Source organism: Prosthecobacter sp. Pr1 (genome assembly GCF_057652315.1).
In genome coordinates this window covers 114867-135019 of sequence record NZ_JBYFBS010000002.1, presented here as the reverse complement: position 1 = coordinate 135019, position 20153 = coordinate 114867, and the positions used below count along the sequence as shown (strand labels likewise).

Genomic DNA, 20153 nt, shown 5'->3' with positions numbered 1-20153 from the left:
AGCAGGCAGGAGATGATCACTTGGCGGGGAGGATTTGGACGGCGTCGAGGTGGACGTTTCCGCCGGCGCCTGTGGTGCGGAAGATGACGGCGGATTCTTCGCCGGCGGTGAATTTGTAGGTGCCGAGGGAGTAGGCGCCCTGGGGGTCTTTGGGGGCTTTGGTTTGATCGACGGTGAGGGTTTTTTCGCCGTCGGCGGTGAGGAGGGTGATGGGGGCGGTTTTGGCGCGGTTTTCGTGGGGCTGGAAGTAGATGCGGACTTCGTAATTTCCGGTCTGTTTGACGCTGAAGGCGAAGCGGGCGCTGGCGTCTTTGTCGGAGCCGTAGCTGTAGTGTTTGCCGACGTAGGGCTTGAGGCCTTCGCCGTGGGCCCATTTGCCGCTTAGCTCGGCTTCGGTGTCGTCGATGACGAGGCCTTCGAGCTTTTTGGGGTCGATGCTGTCGGCGGAGGTGCCGGGAGGGGGAAGGTCGGGAAGTTTTTTGGCGTTGGGGGGGAGCTTGAGATCGGCTTCGAGGGAGTCGCGGCGCATGGCTCCGGGCTGGGACATGAGGTCTTTGAGAATGTCGAGGTACTGCTCATAGACGCCACGGGGGCTGGTGTGGTGGCGGACGCAGATCCAGGCGGCTTTGCCGACGACTTCGCCCATCATGCCACAGGTGCGCATGACGCGGGTGGAGCCGAGGGCGTGGCGCTCGACGGAGATGGTGCGACCTGCCATGAAGAGATTGCCGATGTCTTTGCTGTAGAAGCAGCGGTAGGGGACGGGGTAGCCGTTTTTGCGGTCGGTGTGCTTGCCGAATTCGGCGCGGCTGATGAAGGGATTGTCGGGGAAGTTTTTGGCGTACTGCTCTTTGGGATAGTGCAGGTCCTGGTCCCAGGTGGTGGGGACGCAGCCGTCGGGATGGATGATGCCTTTGACCATGTCTTCGCCATTGAGGATCATGTCGCCAACGATGCGGCGTGATTCACGGGGGCCGCCGATGTAGGCGAGCCAGGAGAGGTCGTAGTCGGCGTATTTTTCGGCCTTGAGGGTTTTGAGGGCGGTGACGGCGCCGTAGACTGCGCGGAAGTTGTGGTCGCGGATGAGTTCGAGGTCGTTGATGGGGTGCTTGTCGAAGCCGCTTTCCCAGAACCATTCGCCATGGACGTAGTCTGCGGGATCGGGCACGGGGGTGTAGCCGAGGTCGTAGCCTTTCATGTTTTCGGCGTTCTTTTTGCCGACGGGTGCGAGGGCTTTGGGCTCGGGGAAGTCTTCGAGTGTGAGGGGGAGGGCCCAAGGGGTCTGGGGCCAGGTGACGGGCTTCTTGAGGTTTTGCATGACCCACATGTTGCTCATGCCCATGCGGCCTTTTTCTTCCATCATGAACTCGGCTCCGGCGAGTGCGCCGACGCTGCCGTGGCCGGTGCAGTCGACGAAGAACTTGCCGACGAAGCGGGTCTCTTTGCCGGTCTTGGTGTCGAGGCCGATGACGCTGCGGATGTTCTTTTTGTCGGCGCTCATTTCGACGCCGTAGACGTGGGTGTTGAGGAAGAGGGAGATGGTTTTTTCGGCTTCGACGGTGTCTTCTTTGAGCTTGTCGTTGAACTCCTGGGGATTGGCGGCGGGGCTGTTGCTGGCGCGGTCGGCGAACTCTTCGACGATCTCGCCGAGGTGGGGGTAGAGGCCGCGGCGGGTGCCGCCCATGGCCCAGACCTGGATTTCGCTGGAGCCGTTGCCACCGAGGACGGGGCGGTTTTGAACGAAGGCGACTTTCAAGCCCTGGCGTGCGCCGGAGATGGCGGCGCCCATGCCGGAGTAGCCACCGCCGATGACGACGAGGTCGTATTCGCTGGTCTCAGGGGCTTTGTCTGGGAGGCCGAGGAGCTGGCGGCGGAGTTTGTTGGTGGCGGCGAGGTCGTTGGGCGGGGTGAAGGAGTCGTCTTTGCTGAGGATGATGGCATCGACGCGGCCATCGAAGCCGGTGAGGTCGTGGAGGGCGAGGGTGGTTTTGCCGGAGGTTTTGACGGGGGTGGCTTTTTCCCACTGCCAGTCTTTGCCGGTGGCGCCGAATTCGTGGTCGAGCTTTTTGCCGTTGATGCTGATCTCGAAGCGGCCGGGTGCGCCTTTGGCGTCCCAGGGGCCGACCCAGTTTTTGGTGCGGGCCCAGAGGGTGTAGGTGCCTGCGGGGAGTTCGATGTCGGTGGAGGCGTCTTTGACAGGCTTGCCCATGCCGTGGGCCATGAGGTAGGGGGAGCCCATGGCATCGATGAACTGTGTGTCGAGCACCCAGCCACCGGGGGTGGAGAAGGATTCGGCTTCGATCCAGAGCGGCTGAGCGCTGGCGGAGCCGAGGGTGAGGAGGGTGGCGAGGAGGACGGATTTCATGGTTGAGGGTGGTTTTAAACGGGAAACGGCCCGTAATGCAATCATTGAGTCTCTGTTACGGTAACACGAGGAATGACGAATGGGGGCTTTGATGCTGGCGAGAGCTTTTGGTCGGCCCCCTCACCCCAACCCTCTCCCCGAAGGCAACGATGCGTTTTTGGCGTGTGCCTGGGGCGGGGAGAGGGAGAGCCTGATTTGGCGTCCTGAATTGATAGGACGCCACGCACTTTCACTTACTCGGATTTGAGGGAGGCCATGTCGATGGAGAAGCGGTATTTGACGTCGCTTTTGAGGAGGCGGTCGTAGGCTTCGTTGATCTGCTGGATGGGGATGATTTCGACGTCGGAGGTGATGTTGTTTTGGCCGCAGAAGTCGAGCATTTCCTGGGTTTCGGCGATGCCGCCGATGAGGGATCCGGCGAGGCGCTTGCGACCGAAGAGGAGGCCGAAGGCGGAGACTGGGAGGGGCTTGTCTGGAGCGCCGACGAGGGTGAGGGTGCCGTCGATTTTGAGGAGGTTGAGGTAGGCGTTGATGTCGTGATCGGCGGAGACGGTGTCGAGGATAAAGTCGAAGCTGCCGGCGTGCTTTTGCATGTCGTTGGCGTCGGTGGAGATGATGACTTCATCGGCACCGAGGGCGAGGGCGGAGTCCTTCTTTTTGGGCGAGGTGCTGAGCACGGTGGTGTGGGCACCGAAGGCGTGGGAGAACTTCACGCCCATGTGGCCAAGACCGCCGAGACCGATGACGCCGACTTTTTTGCCTTTGAGATCGCCCCAGCGACGCATGGGGGAGTAGGTGGTGATGCCTGCGCAGAGCAAGGGGGCGACACCTGCGAGGCTGAGATTTCCGGGGACGCTGAGGACGAAGTGCTCGTCCACGACGATGCTGCTGGAGTAGCCGCCGTAGGTGACGGGGGCGGTGCCGTGTTTGTCGGGCGAATTGTAGGTGAAGGTGGAGTGCGGGCAGAACTGCTCAAGATTGGCCTGGCACTGCGGGCAGGTTTGATCGGAGTCGACGAGACAGCCGACGCCGACGATGTCGCCGCGCTTGTGTTTCTTCACAGCGGAGCCGACCTGGGTGACTCGGCCGACGATTTCGTGACCGGGGACGCAAGGATAGGTGGTGGGCATGGCGCTCCACTCATTGCGGACCTGATGAAGGTCCGAGTGGCAGACGCCGCAGAAGAGGATTTCGATTTCGACATCGCGATCAGTGGGATCGCGGCGCGGGATCTGGAGGGATGCGAGGGGTGAGGTGGCGCTGGAGGCGGCGTAGGATTTGGCGGTGGGCATGATGGGAGGGAGGTTAGGAGTTGGGTTGGATGGATTGATACTGCTCGTCGGTGACGTGCTCGAGCCAGTCGACGACTTTGCCGTCGAGGCTTTCCTGGATGGCGATGTGCGTCATGGCGGTGGTGGGCGAGGCGCCGTGCCAGTGTTTTTCGCCGGGAGGGAACCAGACGACATCCCCGGGGCGGATTTCTGCGATGGGTCCGCCGAGGCGCTGCACGCGACCGCAGCCGGAGGTGACGATCAGGGTCTGGCCAAGCGGATGGGTGTGCCATGCGGTGCGGGCACCGGGCTCGAAGGTAACGCAGGCACCGGCGGCGCGTGCTGGTGAAGATGGCTGGAAAAGTGGATCGATGCGCACGGTGCCGGTGAACCAGTCGGCAGGGCCTTTGCCGGAGGGTTGTGAGCCGTTTCGTTGGATATCCATGATTTTGATTTCTTCGCGGGGTATACGTTTGGGAGAGGCCGGACGTCCGGGTTAAATATGCGGGCTATGGCAGTGAAGCGATGCAACGCAGCGGCTGCAACACCGACATTGGATTCAATGGGTGAGCTTGTGTAGAGTGCGGGATGGCACGCGCTTCATTGAACGACATCGCCCTCAAGCTCGGCATTTCCAAGATGACGGTCTCGCGCGCGTTGCGTGGGGGGAAGCATGTGGAGGCGGCTCTGAGGGAGAGGATTGTACAGACGGCAGAGGAGATGGGATACCAGCCTGATCCTGAGATCGCGAAGCTGATGACACACATGAGGAGCACGCGGCGTGTGGCGGCGCCGCTGACGCTGGCCTTTGTTTGGGCGGAGCGGAGTTCGCAGGAGATCGAGCGTTCGTCGTGGTCGCAGCAGCTGGTGCTGGGGGCGCACCGGCAGGCGGCGAAACTGGGCTTTCAGCTGGAGGAGTTTCACTTGGCAGCGCGGGGGATGACGGCGCGGCGGCTGTCTGACATTCTGGAAGCGCGGGGGATTCCGGGGTTCATTCTTTCGCCGCTGGTGTCGCGCAGCCGCGGGCATGTGTCGATGGCGTGGGAGAAGTTCAGCAGTGTGGTGATCGGCTTGGGGTATGCGCGGCCGCAGCTGCACCGGGTGCATCACCATCATTATCTGGGCATGATGACGGCGCTGCGGATGCTGAAGAAGCAGCGGTACAAACGGATCGGCTTTTACTGCGGCAGCACGATCAATGAGCGGATGTTTCGAGCGTGGTCGGCGAGTTTTCTGGCGCATCACCCGCTGGCCAAGCCCGGTGAGTTGCTGGCGCTGCGCAAGTCGCTGAGTCGCAATGATTTCCTGCAGTGGGTGCGCACGGCGAAGCCGGATGTGGTGATCGATGGAGGCCATCTGGTGAAAGAGTGGCTGGCCACCCTGCCCTCCTCGCGCAGGCCGGATCATGTCTCGCTGGGCTGGCGGGCGGACATGGCGGAGGTGGCGGGGATCGACCAGCAGGCGGATGTCCTCGGTGCGGCGGCGGTGGATCTGCTGGTGACGCAGTACCAGCAGAATGAGCGGGGCATCCCCGAGGCGCCGAGGATTGTGATGACGGAGGGCGTGTGGCGTGGGGCGAGGATGGGTTTTAACGATTGAGTCTTAACTTTTTATCGTATTACACCTCTTGTTTTATTTATAGCCATGTAGCGCTTATCGTTCCTATTGAACGCTAACACTGGTGTCGGGGGTGGGGGTTAAAACCCCTTGAGGAGGGTATATGAATAGCCCGGGTTCTGTGGCTTCGTATGGCCAAGAATGGAATTACTGCATATCGCTTCCCGGAAATCCCTCATTTATGCTGGCTTGGCGGCCAGCCTCCTGTTAAGCGGCTGCCATCACAAGGAGGCTGAGCATGAGGAGAAGGAGGCGGAGGCTCAGATGATCCTGACCAACCCCATCAAGAGGGATACGCTGGTCACGCGTGAATATGTGTGCCAGATTCGTTCCTGCCGCAACATTGAGCTCCGCGCGGTGGAGCGTGGCTATTTGCAATCGGTCTTTGTGAAGGAGGGCCAGCTCGTCAAGGAAGGCGAACCGATGTTCAAGATTCTGCCGCTGGTTTACCAGGCAGAGCTGACAAGCGCCGAGGCTGAGGCCCAAGTGGCCAAGGTTGAGTATGAAAACACCAAGCGATTGACGGACAGCAAGGTGGTGTCTGACAAGGAGCTGGCCATTTCCAAGGCCAAATGGGAACAAAAAGTGGCGGTGGTGAACCTCGCGCAGGCGCACCTCGGCTTCACCAACATCAATGCGCCTTTTCCGGGGCTGATGGACCGCCTGCACCTGCGGAATGGCAGCCTGGTGGATGAGGGGGATCTGCTAACGACGCTGTCTGACAACAGCGAGATGTGGGTCTATTTCAACGTCCCTGAGGCAGAGTATCTGGATTACATGTCTGAAGAGCAGCCGGACGAGAGAAAGAAGGTCGAACTGGTGATGGCCAACGGCAAGACGTTCAACCAGCCGGGAAGAGTCAACGTGATCGAGGCGGAGTTTAACAATCAAACCGGCACCATTCCATTCCGTGCGGACTTTCCGAATCCGGACCGCCTTCTCAGGCACGGCGAGACGGGCAACATTCGCATGAACAAAATGGTCAAGGGTGCGCTGCTGGTGCCCCAAAAAGCAACGTTTGAGATTTTGGACCATCACTATGTGTTCATCGTGGGAGCGGATGATGTGCTGGTGCAACAGCGCATCCATATCAGCGAGGAGTTGGAGGATGTCTTCATCGTCAGCGAAGGTTTGACCGAGAAGGACAGGATTGTTCTCGAAGGAATGAGGCAGGCCAAGAGCGGAGAGAAAGCAGAGTATGTTTTCAAGAAGCCCGAAGAGGCTTTCAAGGACATGAAACTGCATGCTGAATAATTATAGGATTTGACCCATGTTTACGAAGATTCTGCGCCGGCCAGCCCTGGCCATTGTTATCTCACTGATCATCCTGTTCCTGGGGGGGCTTTCGATGATCACCCTGCCGATCTCCCAGTTCCCAGATGTGGCGCCGGTGTCGGTCATGGTCACCCTGGACTACCCGGGAGCGAGCGCGAAAGTTCTGGAAGAGTCGTGTTTGATTCCACTGGAGCGCTCGATCAACGGGGTGCCCAACATGAAGTACATGACCTCGGACGCAACGAGTGCGGGTGAGGCAACCATTCAGGTGATCTTCCACATGGGGACCGATCCGAACCAGGCGACCGTGAACGTGATGAACCGCGTGAACCAGGTGATGAGCCGTCTCCCTCCGCTGGTGCAGCGCGAAGGCGTGATCGTGAACAACCTGACGCCGAACATGCTGATGTACGTGAACCTTTTCAGCACGGACAAGAATGCGGACATGCAGTTCCTGTTCAACTACGGCTACATCTATCTCATCCCCGAACTGAGCCGTATTCGCGGTGTAGGTCTGGCCAAGATCCTGGGCACGCGACAGTACGCCATGCGCATCTGGCTGAAGCCGGACCGCATGCGAGCCTACAACGTCTCAACAGAGTCGGTGATGCATTCGCTTTCGGAGCAGAGCTTGATCGGGTCTCCAGGGCGAATCGGGCGAGCGGACAGCAAGACTTCCCAGTCGCTGGAGTATGTGCTCACTTATGTGGGCCGATACAACACCGTCGAGCAGTATGAGAACGTCATCCTGCGAGCCACGGAAGATGGTGAACTGCTGCGCCTGAAGGACGTGGCGTCCGTGGAACTGGGCAGTGAATTCTACGATCTGTATTCCGACCTGGACGGACTGCCCTCTGCGGCCATCGTGATCAAGCAGAGCTTCGGGAGCAACGCGAACGAAGTCATCAAGGAGATCAAGGAGAAGCTGGTGGAGATCAAGGAGAAGACGTTTCCGTCAGGGATGGACTACAAGATCAGCTACGATGTGGCCAACTTCCTTGATGCCTCGATTGAGAAGGTGCTGCACACGCTGATCGAGGCCTTCATTCTGGTGGCGCTCGTGGTGTTTGTGTTCCTCGGGGACTGGCGCTCAACGCTCATTCCGACGCTGGCGGTGCCGGTCTCGCTGATCGGCGCCTTCTTCCTGATGCAGATGTTTGGAGTGACGATCAACCTCATCACGCTCTTCGCGCTGGTGCTGGCGATCGGCATCGTGGTGGACGACCCCATCGTGGTGGTGGAGGCCGTGCATGCGAAAATGCATGGCACGAGCATCTCCCCCTACAAGGCGACGCAGATGGTGCTGCATGAAATCGCGGGTGCGGTTATCGCGATCACGCTGGTGATGACCGCGGTGTTCGTGCCAGTGACGTTCATGACCGGTCCGGTGGGGGTCTTTTACCGGCAGTTCTCGATCACCATGGCGGTGGCCATCGTGCTCTCCGGCGTCATGGCGCTGACGCTGACGCCCGTGCTGTGCGCGATGATTTTGAAAAAGTCCGAGCATGGCCACGACCACGAGCCCGGCCACAAGCGCAAATGGCGCGGGCCGATTGCATTGCTGCTGGCCGCCTTCAATCATGTGTTTGACAAGGTGACGGACATTTACGTCGCCATTCTCAGAAGGATTGTGCACCGGCGACTGATAACGTTCACGGTGCTGGGGCTGGCCGGTGCGGCGATTTATTTCATCAACGAAAAACTGCCCGCAGGCTTCATTCCTGCGGAGGACCAGGGAATGATCTACGCGATTCTGCAGACGCCCCCAGGCTCGACCCTGGAACGCACCTCTGCGAAGTCCACCGAGCTGCAGCAGCTGGCCAAGACCATTGAAGGGGTTGACTCCGTGTCATCGCTGGCGGGCTACGAAGTGCTGACGGAGGGCCGCGGATCGAACGCCGGCACGTGTCTGATCAATCTGAAGAACTGGGAGGAGCGGAAACTGACCGCACCTCAGATCATCGCGGAACTGGAAGAAAAGTGCAAAGCCATATCAGGAGTCACGATCGAGTTCTACGAGCCTCCGGCGGTTCCCGGCTACGGTGCTGCGGGTGGTTTCTCGCTCCGACTGCTGGACAAAACCAACACGGGCGACTACGACAAGCTGCAGGTGGTGAACGATGAGTTCATGACGGCGCTCGGGAAGCGCAAAGAGCTCCGCGGTCTCTTCACGTTCTTCAGCGCCAACTATCCCCAGATCGAGCTCGTGATTGACAACAAAGTGGCGATGCAAAAGGGGGTCTCGATTGGGAAGGCGATGGACAACCTCTCTGTCATGATCGGCAGCACGTACGAACAGGGCTTCATCAAGTTTGGCCAGTTCTTCAAGCTGTATGTGCAGGCACATCCGGACTACCGGAAACTGCCGAAGGATCTCAAGGACATGTACGTCGCCAATGAAAAGGGCGAGATGGTGCCGTATTCGGCATTCATGAGTCTTAAGCCGAAGCTGGGCTTGAATGAAATCACCCGTTACAACGCCTACCCTGCCCCGTCCATCCAGGGTGCGCCGGCCGTGGGTTTCAGCAGCGGTGATGCCATCAAAGCGATTCAAGACGTGGCGAAGAAGACCCTGCCGCGAGGCTTTGACATCGGCTGGGCCGGTCTCTCGTTTGACGAGGTGGGACGAGGCAATGAGGCGATGTATATTTTCATCGTGGTGCTGCTGTTCGTTTACATGGTGCTTGTGGGACAGTACGAAAGCTTCACTCTGCCGCTGGCGGTGATCCTGTCCCTGCCCATCGGGGTCATGGGGTCCTTTGCGCTGCTGAAAGCGATGGGTCTGGACAACGACATCTATGCGCAGGTGGGCATCATCATGCTGGTGGGCCTGCTGGGCAAAAACGCCATTCTGATTGTCGAGTTCGCCTCTCAACGGCATCAGGAAGGATTGTCCATCCTTGAGTCGGCCATTGAAGGCGCCAAGGTACGTTTCCGTCCGATTTTGATGACCTCTTTCGCCTTCATTGCGGGGATGATTCCGCTGCTCAGGGCGCATGGTGCCGGTGCGATCGCCAACAAGACGATTGGTGCCTCGGCAGCTGGCGGGATGTTTTTAGGGACGGTTATCGGCCTGCTTGTCGTCCCAGGACTTTATTATATCTTCGGCACAATCGCAGCCCGTGGAAAACTTCTCCCAGATGAAGACGATACACCGCTGAGCGAACTCGGAGAGTACGGCCATCATGAACATGCAAAACCTGAAGAACAAGCTCCTAGCATTTAATTTCGTTTGTCTAATCGTCCTGGTGCAGGGGTGCTCTTCCGTGCTCCGCCGCGACCCTTTGCCATCGAGTGATCCGCCGCTGCCAGCCAACTTTCCGGACACGGCTGGAACGAAGAATTCTGCGGTGATCGGATGGAAGGAGTATTTCAAGGATCCAAACCTGACATCCCTCATCAGCACCGCGCTGAGCAACAACCAGGAATTGAACATCCTGCTGCAGGAGATTGAGGCATCGAAGGCCGAAGTGCGTGCGCGCAAAGGCGCCATTCTCCCCTTTGTGACCGCAGGCACGACCGCCGGGCTGGACAAAGTGGGCAGGCATACGGCCGCCGGAGCCGTGGAAGACAATACCGCCAACGAAATTGCAGCAGGCGTCCCACTTCCCAAGAACATGCCGAACTTCGGCTTCTCCGCCGACTTTGACTGGGAAGTGGACATCTGGAGGAAGCTGCGCAACGAGCGGGATGCCGCGATCCTGCGCTACCTGGGCACCCAGGAAGGGCGGAACTTCATGATCACGAACATCGTCTCCGAGATCGCCCAGACCTACTATGAGCTGGTAGCGTTTGACAACCAGCTGACGACCCTGAAGCGGATGATTGAGATTCAAAAGAATGCGCTCGAGACGGTGAGGCTGCAGAAAGCGAACGCCCGGGTGACGGAGCTTGCCGTGCGCCGATTTGAAGCTGAAGTGCTCAAGAACCAAAGCCATCAGTTCCAAGTTCAGCAGCAGATCACGGTGGCTGAAAACAAGCTCAACTACCTCGTTGGTCGCTACCCCCAGCACGTGAAGCGGAGGTCGGAGGGCTTCGAGCAACTGATGCTTGGCCGCATCAACACGGGGCTGCCTGTCGAACTGCTGCGGAACCGTCCGGACGTGCGGCGGGCGGAGCTGGAACTGGCGGCGACCGGGCTGGATGTGAAGGCTGCGGCGGCGAGATTCTACCCTTCCCTCAGCCTTAAAGGAGCCCTGGGATTGCAGTCCTTCTCGCTGGAGTCCGCGTTCACCACCCCGGCTTCGCTGGTTTATGGTATTGCCGGCAACGTGATGGCACCGCTGATCAACCGGAGTGCGATCAAGGCAGCGTTCCTCGGTGCGAGCGCGCGTCAGATCGCGGCGATCTACACCTACCAGCAGACGGTGCTGAAAGCCTACGTCGAGACGGTGAACCAACTCGCGCAGATCAAAAACTACGGCCGCAGCTACGATCTCAAGGCCCAGCAGGTGGCGGCTCTGAACGACTCCATCAACATCGCCGGCCAGCTCTTCTTCAACGCCCGTGCGGAATACACGGAAGTGCTGCTGACCCAGCGTGATGCGCTTGAGTCCAAGATTGATCTGATCGAGCTGAAGCAGGAGCAGCTGAATGCGTTTGTGAAAGCCTACAAGGCTCTGGGCGGCGGTTACAACCGCGCGGCCGGCGGCTCTGGCAACTCCACCCAAATGGCGGTGCCTAAAGTGGTGGGGGAATTGAGAGGCGGCAACTAGGCTGCTTCCTCAACGCACGGTGCCTGCATGCTCTGAGTTTTGCAGGCACTGGAGATTTTGGCGGGAAGGTCATAACTGATCGTCCCGGAAGACGATGGAGCGCTTGGTGGTTTTGCTGAAGGCGTATTGATTGGCCACTTCTTCAATGACGCTGTGATTGGCCTTGCTCCAGCGCCGGAAGTAACGATCCACATGATGGCCGACCTCATGGTAGAACAGATGCTCCATGTAGAAATTCTTCAGCCCGGCCAGGGTCCAGGAAGACACCCAGCCATCGACCCGGTGGTGCAGGCTGGCGCCATACATCTCGAGGGTTCTCTGCTGTTTTAACGCCGGAATCCTGGTGCCATGCTCCCATTCCATGCTCACCGGCCAGGGGTAGAGAACGATTAGGCGCACACCGGAGCCACAGCAAAACTGAGCCAGTGGGAGCTCGCCCCCTTCGTAGTCCGTTTTTTTGAAGCGCCTGAACCAGATGTGGGTGATGCCTTTCCAGTCTTTGCGAGGCAAGTGCGCCAGTTCGCGCCGGATTTCCTGCTCGGAAACGGGAAAGAAGAAGTCCCTGGATGGATTGTCGCAGATGAAAATGGGCAATTCAGTTCCGGGTGCCGGCCGCTGCAATGAATGGGCGCGCGCGAAAATGTTGTCGGTGATTTTCGGCTGAGTTCTGCCGCCTTTCACATCTCCAAGCTTCCGGTTCTTTTTCCAGGCTGTTTCTTTGCGCGACTGCATGGGAATAGGCGGTGAGTTTGTCGAGAGCCCCGCGCTTTTCACCTTGTTTGATGCGACTGACCGTCTTTATACCGGACACCCACCATGAAACCACGCCTTCTATTTGCCGCACTCGCCCTGGCCGTCTCGATTCCTGCTTTCGCTGATGACTTTGTGTCACTCTTTGACGGAAAAACGCTCACGGGCTGGAAGAACCCGTATGAGTGGGGCCAGATCGACATTGTGGACGGGGAGATTCATCTCACGGGGGAGAAGAAGTTCTTTGTGGTGACGGAGAAGACCTACGGTGACTTCATCTTTGAAGGTGACATTCTGCTGCCTCCGGGCCAGGCGAACAGCGGCTTCATGTTCCGGGCGCATGTGGAGAAGAACAAGGTGTTTGGTTATCAGGCGGAAGTGGACGGAGATGCGAACCGCAAGTGGAGCGGCGGCTTGTATGATGAAGGGCGGCGCATGTGGTTTGCGAGTCCGATCAAGGGCAACAAGGAAAGCGAAGCGGCCTTCCGCGCCCGTGCGGGCGATGCCTTCAAGCGCAATGACTGGAACAACTACCGGATTGAATGCCGTGGGAAGAGCCTGAAGATTTTCGTGAACGGGGTGCTGACCACGGATGTGGAAGACGACAAGGATGCGAGCGGCGTGATCGCCATTCAGCATCATGGGGAGAAGGGGCAGACGTATAAGTTTCGGAATCTGCGGATTCAGGAGCTGAAGTAGGGTGCGGAGGGGCCGGATGGAGCTCTCGACGACATGCGGTTTCGAAGTTGATGAGACGTTCGATTTTGCCGCAAAGGGGCAGAGATGCAGAGGGAGCAGAGAATGAATCCCATCTCTGCCGTCTTTGCCTCTTTATCTTTCTAATGTGAACCGAAGACCCCATGCGCGCTCGTTTTGCGAACTGCCATGAGTGTGTGGTGGGTTGAAGCAGCGCGTTCCTTGTTCCGCAGGAACAAGGCTACTTTGTTTCGCCTGAGCAGTGGCTGGCATGGCCCAACCATGGAGAGCTAGAGGCCCATCATCGCGTCCAGCACGAGGCGGCAAAGCTCGGAGACGGTTTTGCCATCGGTGTAGTGATTGACCATGAGGGCGTAGCAGTATTCCTCGCCGGATTTGGTTTTGGCGTAGCCGGTGTAGGTGCGGATGCCGGACATGGCACCGATCTTCCAGGTGAGTCCGTTTTCGGAGAGGAGCGATGCTTTGTATGCGATCCCCTGCGGGCCGGTGCCTGCGAGGAACTGGAGGCGGGCGAGATCGAGAGGACGAATGAAGTCGGCGCGGGAGAGGCCGCTGCCGTCTTCCATGCGGAGGCCGGCGAATTCGAGGCCGCGGGTTTTCCAGTGTTCGCGGATCACTTCCGCAGATGGTTTGCCCGCCTTCAGGCCGAGCAGGCGGAAGACGCATTCCGTTTCCTGGTTGTCGGAGACTTTGTGGATGCTTTTGATGATGTCGAGCAGCGGCGGGGAGTCGTGTTTCAGTAGTGAATGACTGGCGGTGGCTGGGGCGATGCTGGTGGCGCCTTCACTGCCACTGCTTTTGGCAGGGCCATTGCCACTGCCGCTTTTTTTGGCGGGGCTAGCGCCGGTGGCTGGGCTGCCCACCTGGATGCCGGCGTCCTGAAGTGCGGCACGGAAATGGTGCGCGGCAAAGCGGGCGGGATCTGGCACGGCACCGCGGGCTTGAAATTTTGCGGCTCCCAGAGGGACGGTGCCGCGCAGGTAGATGGCTGTGGTGTTTTCGCCACCGTGAATCATGACGCCATCGCCCGAATCGGCAGGGCCGGTGGTCACTTCATTCTTCCAGATGGCGCCGGGGACTTCGAGATTGATGCCGAGCAGCTGGGCGGGAGAACCCACCTCGGGCCCTGCCTGAAACATCAGGATGTAGCGGTTGTGGTTGAGATTCAGCCCTGCGACGCCGCTGCCGTAGCCGTTGCCGATGTCGCCCCAATTCCAAAAGTCGCCGTAGAGACTGCCGCTGAAGAAGCTGGAATCTACACGAATGGTGCCGGTGACGCGAGTCAGGCCGCGCTGTTTTAAATCGGCGGCCCAGGCTTTCAGATCTTCGAGCTTCAGCATGGGATCGCCCCCGCCGACGATGACTAGATCGCCTTTGATGACACCCTCCTGGATGGGTGCGGTGGATTTGAGTTCGGTGGTGAAATGGAAGTCCGGCCCAAGGATTTCCAGAGCGGTGGCGGTGGTGAGGGTTTTGAAACTGGAGGCGGGAATGAGGGCGGTCCCGGCGTTTTCATCCATGGTGACCGCGCCTTTGCTGTCGATGAGGCAGAAGCCGATGGAGGTGCCGGTAAGAACCGGATTGGCGCGGGCCTCCTGCAGCACCTTTGCGACGGCATTGAGAGGAGCGGGAGGCTGGAGGGCGGGGGCGTCTTGAGGCGGGCCTTTCTCTGGGGGGGTGACCACGGGAGCCGGGGGCGAAGGCAGGACCGCAGGAGGCTGCACCAGAGGAGGGACAGGGCGGGAGGGTGAAAGGTCAGCTGTCCCGGAAGGTGCCGCATGCGATCCGGCACCGCGCCGCAGAAGGAGCGAAGCCGCCAGCGCGGAGGCGAGCAGGAGGATGACAATGTTTTTCCACATGGGCCGAGTGTAGCCTGAAACGCAGAAGCGCCAAGCGGGGTGCTGGGAAATGGAGGATGGGAAGGCGGCGGACTGTTTGCCCGTTGTTCTTCGCTTGCCGGATCACCTGAGGGGACTCACCTTGCGGCCATGATGGAACTGGCCCCTGAAAAATGGACGATGCAGGGAATCCTGTGTGGGTTTTTTGTCTTTGGTGCGCTGATTGCAGGTGCCGGGCTGATATGGACCGCCAGCACGGCAAGGTTTCTTTACAGCTCTGAAAAAACCACGGGCGTGATTGTGGATGTGGTCGGCATTCTGAGCACTCGGAGCCCGGGTGAATCGCCGCAGGCGAAGCAGGTGATCAGCTATTATCCGGTGGTGGAGTTCCGTGATGCGGGGGGAAGCTTGCACAAGGTCCAATCATCGCGGGCGGCGCGGTCCGATCATTTTAAGCGTGGTGATGAGGTTGGCGTTTATTACGATGCCCAAGATCCCGCACAGATGTTCATCGAAAACACGTGGATGCTGTGGTTTTCCCCGGGGGTGATTTTGGGAGGAGGGCTGATCTGGATGATCGCTGTGGGTGGCATGATGATGCTAAGCAAACGATTTGAGGTGAGCTTTGCCCAAGACAAAGCCCGGTTTTACAGCCAGGTGGCAGCCTCAGACCCAGCGAAACCCGACAACGATTCCTCCCGCCGATGAAACCTGAAAAAGTGAAGTTTATGCTGATGGCCGCCGACATGAAACGGGCGGTGACGTTTTACCGCGATGTGATCGGCCTGGAGGAGATCTTTGTGAGCGAGTTCTGGACGGAGCTGCGGTTTGGCGATGCGATCATCGCACTGCATGGAGGGCATGATGGCTCGCGGAATCCGACGGGGCTGAGCTTTCAGTATGAAGACGTGCTGGCGATGGCGGAGAAGATTGCCGAAGCGGGGGCGAAGATTTTGCAGTCGCCGCAACAGCGTGAGGGAGAGCCGATTTTGCTGGGGGTGTTTCGGGATGCGGAGGGGAATGAGGTGTTTATGACGCAGTATGTGGGGTGACTGAGGTGGAGTGGTGGAGTGGTGGAGTGTGGGTTGGGGACGTTCGGTTTTGCCGCGGAGGGGCAAAGAGGCAGAGGGGGCAGAGAAAGAGTGGGGAAGGTAGATTTCTCGGGGTGGGGAGATCCCGTGCCTTGGAGGGGTGAATGGGGTGAATGGGGTGAATTTGGTGTTCGTGGCGTTGCATGGGGCGGCGGGTGCGTATTATATCAGCCCCCCAATTATGCTGACGTCCTTCATTCCCACGCTTGATGCCCTCCCGGCGCGCAAAACGCCGCTGATGGAGAGGTTTGCGGCGCTGCTGGAGCCGAAGGGGCCGGCGCAGATCGAGGCGATGGCGAAGGAGTCGCGGATGATCACGCGGCGGAATTTTGGGCGGACGATGCGGCTGTTTGCGCCGCTGTATGTCTCCAATGAGTGCGTGAACAACTGCAGCTACTGCGGATTTTCGCGCGACAACAACTCGATCCTGCGTGTGACGCTGACGATCGAGCAGGTGGTGACAGAGGCGAAGCATCTGGTGGCGCAGGGTTTTCGGAACATCCTGCTGGTGGCGGGCGAGCATCCCAAATTTGTGAGCGATGGCTACCTGGAGGAGTGCATCCGGGCGATTCGTGAGTTTGTGCCGACGATCGGCATCGAGGTCGGGCCGATGGAGGCGCCGGAGTATGAGCGCATGGTCAAGGCGGGCGCGGAGGGCCTGGTGGTGTATCAGGAGACCTATGACCGTGAGATTTACAAGGACATGCACACGGCGGGGCCGAAGAAGGATTTTGACTGGCGGCTGGCCTGCCCGGAGCGCGGGTATGCGGGTGGATTTCGCCGGATTGGCATTGGCGCGTTGTTTGGCCTGAGCGACTGGCGGCTGGAAGCGCTGCGACTGGCGGCGCATCTGGAGCATTTGTACAAGCACTGCTGGAAATCGAGTTTTACGGTGGCGTTTCCGCGGCTGCGGCCGGCGGCGGGAGGCTTTACGCCGATGACGGATTTTCCGGACTGGGCGCTGGTGCAGACGATCTGCGCCTACCGCATCATCTTCCCGGAAGTGGGGATCATTTTGAGCACGCGGGAATCTGCACCGCTGCGGGATGCGCTGGCACCGCTGGGGATCACGGTGATGAGCGCGGGCAGCCATACGGAGCCGGGTGGCTACACGGGCGCGGGAAATGATGACCTGCACCTGACGGTGCGTGGGAAGCGCGTGGAAGTGGCTGAGAAGGCGGAGTCAAACCGTGCCGAAGGGCAGTTTGGCATCGCGGATCAGAGATCACCGCAGAGTGTGGCGGAGATGCTGCGGCTGCAGGGGCTGGATCCGGTGTGGAAGGACTGGGATGCTTCGATCCTGGCTGCTTAAATGACGACTTTTGCTATGAAGATCACTTTGAACGGAGAGAAGCGTGAGCTGGATGGACCGCAGACGGTGAGGTCGCTGCTGGAGAGCATTGGACTTGGTGGCAAGCCGGTGGTGGTGGAGCAGAATCAGGTGGCGCTACTGCCGAGAGAGATTGATGGGGCGAGCGTGAAAGAGGGGGATGTGATCGAGGTGGTGCAGATCACTGCTGGGGGGTGAGGGGCGAAAGCACTGCACTAGTTGCCTTCATATAAATAAAACAAGCCGCCTTGGAGTTTTGCTCCAAAGGCGGCTTTTTAGTTCCCGCGACCAGTTCATTACTGTCGCACGACGCCCCAAGCCGGGCGCTGGCTAGAAGTTAGTTAAATGAGTTAGAGAATGCGCAGTACTTCGCGACTACCATCGGGGTTTTCGAGGATCACCTTGCCCTTGGAGGCCTGTTGATCCAGCACAAGCTCATATAGAGCCATGGCCTTTTTGAAAACTTCAATGAGAGTGCCAGCACCGCTTTTGCGCTGAACGGATTCCAGTCTGTCTTTTGCCTCTGGAGTAACGTCCATGCTCAATCTGATCTTATCCTTTTTCAAAATGTTGGAGATAAAGAGAGGTCGCCAAGGTCACAATAAACGTGAAGGAGGCGATCCAGTAAGCTTGGGGAGGAGCTGAGAGCCATGCTAGTACCGAAATACCTGCCAGCAGGCAGATAAAGAGAATTAGCATAAATCTCCTAATAGGAACCTTCTCTGACTTGAGCCACGCGAGGAAGCAATCTTTGAAGGTGATGTTCCAACTTTGTTCGTATTTGGAGAAACGATCGTCGTTGGACGGATTATTTTGTTTGGGTTTGGGTGTCGTGGACATGGAATTCAGTCGCGGAAACCAGCCACCAGGAACTATCCAGGTGACTAGCTATAAAATGCCGGGGCGTTGCAGGCACCCGGCTGGGTCATCAGTGTGATTTTCATTAGTGTCGTTTTCATTAGGCAACAGCCCGTCCCTTCCGCCAAAGCCAGGAAGACCATGGATACACAGAAGAGGCGAATAAAAGCCGTTACCTTCCACATCATAACACAGTCACACCCACGCACAACCCACATTTTTATGTTTTTTGCCCGTAAATGAAGGTTGAATAGCCACCAAATGATGACAGCTTTAGATTTCGCCGTTAAAGCGCTGGAGTAACTAAGACCCGCCTCATCCTTTGCGCCGCTCCTCGTGTGCAAGATTGCCTATAAACCGCACACAGAGTGTGCGGACCACTTCACACACAGGCCGTCGGAGAATTTCCCGGGCGCAAGGTTCCCAGTTTAGGAGGTTAAACGTTCTCTAGCGGGAGACACCCGCATACCCATTCCCGCTGGAGCAGAGGCGGAAGAGGTGGTTGCAGACTTCGTGGGCGGAGAGGATGCCGGTGCGGGGGAGCTGATCGAAGTCGCCGATGAGGACGGGCCAGTCGGCGCGGTCTTCGGGGATGCGGCCGTGGGAGCCTTTGACGAGGGTGGCATCAAGGGGGATGACGTCCATGAGCATGCGCTGGCCGAGGGCTTTCTTGGCGAGCTTGCCGGCGATTTTGAGCTTGGGCCACTTGATGGTGGGATCGAGGAAGAGCTCGGCTGGGTCGTAGCCGCATTTGCGGTGGATGTCCACGCAGCGGGCGAAGTCGGGGGCTTTGCGGTCGTCCTGCCAGTAGTAGTAGGTGAACCAGCTTTTGGCATCGGCTACGGCGATGAGGTCGCCACTGCGCTCGTGATTGAGGCCAACGAGGTGTTTTTCCACCTTGCCGAGGACCTGGGCGACGCCAGGGGTGGCTTCGAGGGTGGCGCGCACGGTGGCGAGGATGCTGGGATCGTTGAGGTAGATGTGGGCGATCTGGTGGTCGGCGATGGCGAAGGCTTTGGAGCCGCCGAGGTCGAGGGTTTCGCGGCCGAGTTCGTCTTTGATGTTGAGCCAGCCCTTCTCGCGGAAGACGCGGTTCAGGTGGACGGGCTGCTCGACATTGGTGATGCCGTATTCGGAGAGGAGGACGACCTTGATGTTTCGCGTTTCGTAGAAGCGGATGAGATCGCCGACGACGTTGTCGATCTGGCGGAGGTCGAAGCGGATTTTCTCCATGTCGATGCCGACGCGCTGGAGATTGTAGTCGAGATGGGGGAGGTAAACGAGGGAGAGGCCGGGCCAGTGCTTTTCCTCGATCCATTTGGCGCTTTCGGCGATCCAGATGGAGGATTTGATGTCGGAGCCGGGGCCCCAGAAGTGGCGGAAGGGGAAAGGGCCGAGGTCTTTTTTGATGCGGTCCCGCAGGGGCATCGGATGCGTGTGGATGTCGAAGACTTTGCGGCCATCCGCCGGGTAGAGCGGGCGTGGGGTGATGGAGATGTCCGCGGTGGAGTACATGTTGAACCACCAGAAGAGCTTGGCGCAGGTGAACTGGGGATCGACGCGGCGGAGGGCCTCCCAGAGTTTTTCGCCCTGCATGAGCTGCTCGGGCTGTTTCCAGAAGCGGTGCTCGGCGTAGTCGCGGTCGTACCAGCCATTGGCGACGACGCCGTGATCGCGGGCGAGGCGGCCGGTGAGGTAGGTGGCCTGGGCCGTGCAGGTGACGGCGGGCAGGACGGGCTCAATGAGGGTGGAGCGGTTGCGCTCGATGAAGGCACGGATGGCCGGGGTGTGCTCGCCGATGAGCCGGGTGGTGAGGCCGACGACGTTCAGGATGGCGGTGCGCTGCATGACGAAGTTTCGCTGTTCTCGGTTTTTAGTTCCCTGTTGTTAGCATGGGAACCGTGAACTGCGAACGGAGAACTGGAAACCTCAGTAGAGCATCGCGGCGACGACGTAGGCGATTTTGCAGATGAAGTGCAGCGCCTGATCCTGAACGAACGTGGTTTTGTTTTCGCATTTGGCGAAATCAATGAGCCAGTGCAGGACGAACTCGATGGAGCCGAGAATGAAACAGCCGGTGATGGCCCAGACGGCGGCGGCATGGATCAGACAATGGGCGGTCATGCACCAGGGCCAGATCTGCACCGGGCGGGAGGGATCCTGCAGTTTGTAGAGCAGGTGGCGGTTTTTGCAGGTGGAGAGGAATTCGCCCTGCAATGGATAGTCCATCACCGCATGACCGGCAAACAGGAGGAAAATGACCTGGATGGCTTCCAGCCAAGTGTGAGGAGGAAAGGGCAGCAGGCCAGACATGTGGAAGTTTTCC

Annotated in this window: 18 protein-coding genes; 9 read left to right on the top strand and 9 right to left on the bottom strand. The window is 59.1% G+C overall.

Translation table 11 applies throughout. The features are described from left to right. Positions 1–16 precede the first annotated feature (16 nt). The 3 genes from AC24GY_RS03445 to AC24GY_RS03435 all read right to left on the bottom strand — a co-directional run bounded on the left by AC24GY_RS03445 (position 17) and on the right by AC24GY_RS03435 (position 4081). Positions 17–2365, bottom strand: coding sequence for an FAD-dependent oxidoreductase (locus AC24GY_RS03445; RefSeq protein WP_487680309.1), 2349 nt, complete (start codon positions 2363–2365; stop codon positions 17–19). A gap of 233 nt (positions 2366–2598) precedes the next feature. Then, on the bottom strand, positions 2599–3657 hold the full coding sequence (locus tag AC24GY_RS03440; protein WP_487680307.1) for an NAD(P)-dependent alcohol dehydrogenase: 1059 nt from the start codon (positions 3655–3657) through the stop codon (positions 2599–2601). Between the two features lie 13 nt (positions 3658–3670). After that, positions 3671–4081, bottom strand: coding sequence for a (R)-mandelonitrile lyase (locus AC24GY_RS03435; protein ID WP_487680305.1), 411 nt, complete (start codon positions 4079–4081; stop codon positions 3671–3673). 143 nt (positions 4082–4224) lie between these two features. Here AC24GY_RS03435 and AC24GY_RS03430 point away from each other — a divergent pair, with 143 nt between their 5' ends. The 4 genes from AC24GY_RS03430 to AC24GY_RS03415 all read left to right on the top strand — a co-directional run bounded on the left by AC24GY_RS03430 (position 4225) and on the right by AC24GY_RS03415 (position 11243). Further along, positions 4225–5235 (top strand): LacI family DNA-binding transcriptional regulator, encoded by a 1011-nt coding sequence (locus tag AC24GY_RS03430; RefSeq protein ID WP_487680303.1) that lies wholly within the window; start codon positions 4225–4227, stop codon positions 5233–5235. Positions 5236–5442: 207 nt separating this feature from the next. After that, positions 5443–6507 (top strand): efflux RND transporter periplasmic adaptor subunit, encoded by a 1065-nt coding sequence (locus tag AC24GY_RS03425; RefSeq protein WP_487680301.1) that lies wholly within the window; start codon positions 5443–5445, stop codon positions 6505–6507. Positions 6508–6523: 16 nt separating this feature from the next. Beyond that, a complete protein-coding gene (locus AC24GY_RS03420) occupies positions 6524–9754 on the top strand; it encodes an efflux RND transporter permease subunit (protein WP_487680299.1) in 3231 nt (1076 codons plus the stop codon). A 40-nt stretch (positions 9755–9794) separates the two neighbouring features. Next, the gene (locus tag AC24GY_RS03415; RefSeq protein ID WP_487680297.1) at positions 9795–11243 is read left to right on the top strand and encodes a TolC family protein; all 1449 of its coding nucleotides are present in this window, start codon (positions 9795–9797) and stop codon (positions 11241–11243) included. Between the two features lie 69 nt (positions 11244–11312). Here AC24GY_RS03415 and AC24GY_RS03410 read toward each other — a convergent pair whose 3' ends face one another. Beyond that, entirely contained in the window at positions 11313–11837 is a 525-nt protein-coding gene (locus tag AC24GY_RS03410; protein ID WP_487680295.1) for a hypothetical protein, read from the bottom strand. Between the two features lie 222 nt (positions 11838–12059). On the opposite strand from AC24GY_RS03410, the gene AC24GY_RS03405 reads away from it, so the two are divergent. Continuing rightward, complete coding sequence (locus tag AC24GY_RS03405) at positions 12060–12692, top strand: 3-keto-disaccharide hydrolase (protein ID WP_487680293.1); 633 nt, start codon at positions 12060–12062, stop codon at positions 12690–12692. A gap of 287 nt (positions 12693–12979) precedes the next feature. On the opposite strand, the gene dacB is transcribed toward AC24GY_RS03405, so the two are convergent. Then, positions 12980–14569, bottom strand: coding sequence for a D-alanyl-D-alanine carboxypeptidase/D-alanyl-D-alanine endopeptidase (gene dacB / locus AC24GY_RS03400; protein WP_487680291.1), 1590 nt, complete (start codon positions 14567–14569; stop codon positions 12980–12982). Positions 14570–14698: 129 nt separating this feature from the next. Between dacB and AC24GY_RS03395 the strand changes: the two genes are divergently transcribed. From AC24GY_RS03395 to thiS, 4 genes are all read left to right on the top strand, one after another. Further along, entirely contained in the window at positions 14699–15256 is a 558-nt protein-coding gene (locus AC24GY_RS03395) for a DUF3592 domain-containing protein (RefSeq protein WP_487680289.1), read from the top strand. Next, a complete protein-coding gene (locus AC24GY_RS03390; protein ID WP_487680288.1) occupies positions 15253–15600 on the top strand; it encodes a VOC family protein in 348 nt (115 codons plus the stop codon). Before AC24GY_RS03395 ends, AC24GY_RS03390 begins: the two co-directional genes overlap by 4 nt. Positions 15601–15820: 220 nt before the next feature. Next, positions 15821–16951 (top strand): radical SAM protein, encoded by a 1131-nt coding sequence (locus AC24GY_RS03385; RefSeq protein WP_487680286.1) that lies wholly within the window; start codon positions 15821–15823, stop codon positions 16949–16951. Further along, a complete protein-coding gene (gene thiS, locus AC24GY_RS03380; protein ID WP_487680284.1) occupies positions 16952–17167 on the top strand; it encodes a sulfur carrier protein ThiS in 216 nt (71 codons plus the stop codon). A gap of 152 nt (positions 17168–17319) precedes the next feature. Here the strand turns inward: thiS and AC24GY_RS03375 are convergent, their stop codons facing one another. The 4 genes from AC24GY_RS03375 to AC24GY_RS03360 form a co-directional block, all read right to left on the bottom strand. After that, the gene (locus AC24GY_RS03375) at positions 17320–17508 is read right to left on the bottom strand and encodes a hypothetical protein (protein WP_422322903.1); all 189 of its coding nucleotides are present in this window, start codon (positions 17506–17508) and stop codon (positions 17320–17322) included. 13 nt (positions 17509–17521) lie between these two features. Then, positions 17522–17809 (bottom strand): hypothetical protein, encoded by a 288-nt coding sequence (locus AC24GY_RS03370; protein ID WP_422322901.1) that lies wholly within the window; start codon positions 17807–17809, stop codon positions 17522–17524. A 465-nt stretch (positions 17810–18274) separates the two neighbouring features. Then, positions 18275–19675 (bottom strand): alkaline phosphatase family protein, encoded by a 1401-nt coding sequence (locus AC24GY_RS03365; protein WP_487680281.1) that lies wholly within the window; start codon positions 19673–19675, stop codon positions 18275–18277. 81 nt (positions 19676–19756) lie between these two features. Then, positions 19757–20140 carry a DUF3307 domain-containing protein gene (locus AC24GY_RS03360; RefSeq protein ID WP_422322897.1) on the bottom strand — a complete coding sequence of 128 codons (384 nt, stop codon included), beginning with the start codon at positions 20138–20140 and terminating at the stop codon, positions 19757–19759. Positions 20141–20153 lie beyond the last annotated feature (13 nt).

What these genes read in the sequence shown, in the direction of transcription:
- AC24GY_RS03385 (WP_487680286.1), top strand. Translation starts at nt 15,821, where the DNA reads ATGCTGACGTCCTTCATTCCCACGCTTGATGCCCTCCCGGCGCGCAAA.
- AC24GY_RS03430 (WP_487680303.1), top strand. Translation starts at nt 4,225, where the DNA reads ATGGCACGCGCTTCATTGAACGACATCGCCCTCAAGCTCGGCATTTCC.
- AC24GY_RS03420 (WP_487680299.1), top strand. Translation starts at nt 6,524, where the DNA reads ATGTTTACGAAGATTCTGCGCCGGCCAGCCCTGGCCATTGTTATCTCA.
- AC24GY_RS03365 (WP_487680281.1), bottom strand. Translation starts at nt 19,675, where the DNA reads ATGCAGCGCACCGCCATCCTGAACGTCGTCGGCCTCACCACCCGGCTC.
- AC24GY_RS03445 (WP_487680309.1), bottom strand. Translation starts at nt 2,365, where the DNA reads ATGAAATCCGTCCTCCTCGCCACCCTCCTCACCCTCGGCTCCGCCAGC.
- dacB (WP_487680291.1), bottom strand. Translation starts at nt 14,569, where the DNA reads ATGTGGAAAAACATTGTCATCCTCCTGCTCGCCTCCGCGCTGGCGGCT.
- AC24GY_RS03405 (WP_487680293.1), top strand. Translation starts at nt 12,060, where the DNA reads ATGAAACCACGCCTTCTATTTGCCGCACTCGCCCTGGCCGTCTCGATT.
- AC24GY_RS03435 (WP_487680305.1), bottom strand. Translation starts at nt 4,081, where the DNA reads ATGGATATCCAACGAAACGGCTCACAACCCTCCGGCAAAGGCCCTGCC.
- AC24GY_RS03395 (WP_487680289.1), top strand. Translation starts at nt 14,699, where the DNA reads ATGATGGAACTGGCCCCTGAAAAATGGACGATGCAGGGAATCCTGTGT.
- AC24GY_RS03375 (WP_422322903.1), bottom strand. Translation starts at nt 17,508, where the DNA reads ATGGACGTTACTCCAGAGGCAAAAGACAGACTGGAATCCGTTCAGCGC.
- AC24GY_RS03440 (WP_487680307.1), bottom strand. Translation starts at nt 3,657, where the DNA reads ATGCCCACCGCCAAATCCTACGCCGCCTCCAGCGCCACCTCACCCCTC.
- AC24GY_RS03360 (WP_422322897.1), bottom strand. Translation starts at nt 20,140, where the DNA reads ATGTCTGGCCTGCTGCCCTTTCCTCCTCACACTTGGCTGGAAGCCATC.
- AC24GY_RS03390 (WP_487680288.1), top strand. Translation starts at nt 15,253, where the DNA reads ATGAAACCTGAAAAAGTGAAGTTTATGCTGATGGCCGCCGACATGAAA.
- AC24GY_RS03370 (WP_422322901.1), bottom strand. Translation starts at nt 17,809, where the DNA reads ATGTCCACGACACCCAAACCCAAACAAAATAATCCGTCCAACGACGAT.
- thiS (WP_487680284.1), top strand. Translation starts at nt 16,952, where the DNA reads ATGACGACTTTTGCTATGAAGATCACTTTGAACGGAGAGAAGCGTGAG.